Source organism: Nonomuraea recticatena (genome assembly GCF_039533245.1).
Lineage (GTDB): Bacteria > Actinomycetota > Actinomycetes > Streptosporangiales > Streptosporangiaceae > Nonomuraea > Nonomuraea roseola.
Genome location: NZ_BAAATE010000198.1, coordinates 1 through 533 on the forward strand (window position 1 = coordinate 1; position 533 = coordinate 533).

At 72.0% G+C, this 533-nt stretch carries 1 pseudogene; it reads left to right on the forward strand.

The annotated features are described in order from the left end of the window. Positions 1-124, forward strand: a pseudogene (locus ABFX50_RS51135) (carbohydrate ABC transporter permease); the annotation flags it as partial. Positions 125-533: the final 409 nt, after the last annotated feature.

Here is a 533-nt window from a genome sequence, read left to right on the forward strand (position 1 = left end):
CGGCACGGACTGGGGCGGCGCGATGGCGGCCTCGGCGCTGTTCACGCTGCCGGTGCTGGTGTTCTTCCTGATCGTGCAGCGGAAGATGGTGACCGGGGTCACCGCCGGGGCGGTCAAGGGATAGGTCTTCGGCGGTTCCGCCGCGCCCGCTCCTCATCGGGGAGCGGGCGCGGCTGCTTTCCGGGGGATTTCTTGTGGCGAGCGTCGCTGCGGGGTCTCGGCGTGCGCGACGGGACGGCCGGGTGGGCGGTGTTGGGCCTTCCGCGCAGGCCAGGCGCGTCCGGGTGGGGCAGCGCCAGGGGGACGAACTGCGCGAACGTGCCGAAGTACCGTGGTCGCAGGCGTCATCCGGCGGTGGGCCGGACGGGTCCTCGGACTCGCCCCGCAGCGGTCGGACTCGCTAATATTGGTCTAGACCTAAGTGGCGTGGGGCCTGCCGGACCGGGCCCGGAGGACAGGGGTTACCCGATGACCGAGCACCAGCCCGACGGGCACATGGCCGCCGAGATCGACCAGCAGCCCGCGATCTTCGC